The sequence below is a fragment of the Streptomyces niphimycinicus genome (assembly GCF_018883605.1).
Lineage (GTDB): Bacteria > Actinomycetota > Actinomycetes > Streptomycetales > Streptomycetaceae > Streptomyces > Streptomyces niphimycinicus.
Genome location: NZ_JAHLEM010000917.1, coordinates 1 through 2,562 on the forward strand (window position 1 = coordinate 1; position 2,562 = coordinate 2,562).

At 73.5% G+C, this 2,562-nt stretch carries 1 protein-coding gene; it reads left to right on the plus strand.

What is annotated here, in order from left to right:
- A partial coding sequence (locus KN815_RS45355) for an ABC transporter ATP-binding protein (protein WP_253209652.1) occupies positions 1 to 2,297 on the plus strand: 2,297 nt, incomplete at its 5' end.
- Positions 2,298 to 2,562 lie beyond the last annotated feature (265 nt).

A 2,562-nucleotide genomic window follows, 5' to 3' on the forward strand; every position in this document is an offset into this window, starting at 1 on the left:
CCGGGGCGTTCGGCGGGGAGTCCGCCGCGACGGGGCCGGCCGAGCCTGGTATCGACGGCGGGCCGTCCGTGGACGGCGACGGCGACGGCGACGGCGCGGCGCATGGCCGCGAGGAGTGTCCCTGCCCGGCGACGGGTCTGCGGGCGCGTGGTGGGGACGATCCCGAGCACGCCGCTGGTGAGGCGGCCCGCGACGGGGTGGCGCCCGAACCCTGGATGCCGTCCGACGGGGAGGGGCCGAGCCGCTCGTACGGCGGGGACGACCCCGCGCACGCCGTTCGCGAGGCGGACAGCACCGTCGGTGCGCCGGACGGGGCCGGGATGGGCCGCCCACCGGGCCCGAGCCGGGGCGGGGTGACCCCGGAGCTATGGGTACGGCCCGGTGGTGACGGCCGTAAGGACGACACGGCGGCCGGAGCCGGGACGGCGGCCGTGGCCGGGCCCGGGGTCGCCGGGGCGCTGTCCGGGATGCCCGCCACGCCCGAGCTGCTCGCCAAGGTCGCCGCCCTCCCGCCCGCCACCGACACCCCCGACATCGACGAGAAGCAGGCCGCCCGCCCCGAGGAGAGCTACGGGCTGCGGCGGCTGCTGCGCGGCTTCGGGGCGCCACTGGCGGTCGCGCTGCTGCTCGTCGCCGTGGACGCGGTCGCCGGGCTGCTGCTGCCCGTGCTCATCCGGCACGGGATCGACCAGGGCGTCCAACAGCTCTCGCTCGGGGCGGTGTGGGCCGCCTCCGGACTCGCGCTCCTGGTCGTCCTCGTGCAGTGGACGGCCCAGATCGGCGAGACACGGATGACCGGGCGGACCGGTGAACGGGTGCTCTACGCACTGCGCGTCAAGATCTTCGCGCAGTTGCAGCGGCTCGGCCTCGACTACTACGAGCGCGAGCTGAGCGGCAAGATCATGACGCGGATGACCACCGACGTCGACGCGCTGTCCACGTTCCTCCAGACCGGCCTGGTCACCGCCGTCGTCAGCCTGCTGACCTTCTTCGGCATCCTGGTCGCGCTGCTCATCATCGATGTGGGCCTCGCGCTGGTGGTCTTCCTGACCCTCCCGCCGCTCATCGTCGGCACCATCGTCTTCCGGCGCCTGAGCGTCAAGGCGTACGAACTGGCCCGCGAGCGCGTGAGCGTGGTCAACGCGGATCTCCAGGAGAGCGTGGCGGGGCTGCGGATCGTGCAGGCGTTCCGGCGCGAGCGGTCCGGCCGGGAGCGGTTCGCGGCGCGCAGCGACGCCTACCGCCGGGCGCGGATGCGCGGTCAGCGGCTGATCTCGGTGTACTTCCCGTTCGTCCAGTTGCTGTCGTCCGTGGCCTCCGCGCTGGTGCTCATCGTGGGCGCCGGACGGGTCGGGGACCACACGCTGTCGGCCGGCGCGCTGGTGGCCTATCTCCTCTACATCGACCTGTTCTTCGCCCCCGTCCAGCAGCTCTCCCAGGTCTTCGACGGCTATCAGCAGGCATCGGTGTCCCTGGGCCGCATCCAGGAACTGCTGCGCGAGCCCACCACCACACCGGTCGCCGACGATCCGCGCGAGGTGCGCACCACGCGCGGCGAGATCGCCTTCGACGATGTGCGGTTCCGCTACGGGGACGACGAGGAGGCGCTGGCGGGCATCTCGCTCACGATCCCCGCGGGGCAGACCGTGGCGTTCGTCGGGGAGACCGGGGCCGGTAAGTCCACCCTGGTCAAGCTGGTGGCCCGGTTCTACGACCCGACCGGGGGCGCCGTGCGGGTGGACGGCGCGGATCTGCGCGAACTCGACCTCACCGGGTACCGCGGCCACCTCGGGGTGGTCCCGCAGGAGCCGTATCTCTTCGCCGGGACGGTGCGCGACGCCATCGCCTACGGACGGCCCGGGGCGAGCGACGCGGAGGTGGAGGCCGCCGCGCGGGCGGTCGGCGCCCATGCCATGGTGGCGTCGCTCGACGGTGGCTATCTGCACGAGGTCGCCGAGCGCGGGCGCAATCTCTCCGCCGGGCAGCGGCAGTTGATCGCACTGGCGCGCGCCGAGCTGGTGAACCCGGACATCCTGCTGCTCGACGAGGCCACGGCCGCGCTCGATCTGGCCACCGAGGCCCTGGTCAACCAGGCCACGGATCGCCTCACGGGACGGCGCACCACGCTGGTTGTCGCGCACCGGCTGACCACCGCCGCTCGTGCGGACCGGGTGGTGGTCCTGGACCACGGCCGGGTCGTCGAGGACGGCACTCATGAGGAGCTGGTGGCGCGGGACGGCCGGTACGCCGCGCTGTGGCGCACGTTCATGGGCGAGATGGCCCCCGCGACCGTCTGAGCGCGCGGCTGGAAGTGCCCCGACCTGCCGTCGACCGTCTGCGGCGCCGTCGTGGCCGGTCGCCCACGCGGCGCAGCCGCATATCGACACAGCCACGGCGGAGCCGCATATCGACACAGCCCCGCGCCCCTTCGGGGCGCTGTGCACCGGTCATCCGCCGTACGGCGGTGACGCTCAGCGTTCGCCCGCTGTTACGTACGGTAACATCACGGTTCCATGCCGCTGGCCCTCGCGATGGCCTCCACCTCCCGCCGGTCCTGCTCCC